1 protein-coding gene is annotated in these 278 nt (G+C 46.8%); it reads left to right on the top strand.

Features of this window, described 5'->3' with window-relative positions; translation table 11 throughout:
* Positions 1 to 278, top strand: a 278-nt coding sequence (locus tag SB719_RS19760; RefSeq protein ID WP_412159681.1) for a hypothetical protein, incomplete at both ends; no start/stop codon positions are given.

The raw sequence follows: 278 nt of genomic DNA, 5'->3' as shown, positions 1-278 counted from the left end.
AATACAGGCGGCGGTTTCGGAGCTACGCTCAACGGATTTATCATCAGCAATGGCCAGGCTATGGAATTTGCTTACAGTAACGGTGGCTGGAGAGCAACCAACAATGGAACTGGTGCTACTGCTACAACAATGCCCTGGAATACATTAGGAAATGCGGGAACAAATCCTACAACTAATTTTGTCGGAACTACCGATAACCAAGGCTTGGCTTTGCGTACCAACAATACAGAAAAAGTACGTGTTACGCCTGCCGGTAATGTTGGGATTGGTACAACTGC

It is taken from the genome of Pantoea sp. SIMBA_079 (genome assembly GCF_046940275.1).
Classification (GTDB): domain Bacteria; phylum Pseudomonadota; class Gammaproteobacteria; order Enterobacterales; family Enterobacteriaceae; genus Pantoea; species Pantoea borealis.
Note: the sequence above shows the minus strand (reverse complement) of the source record. Positions and strands in the feature narration are given on the sequence as shown.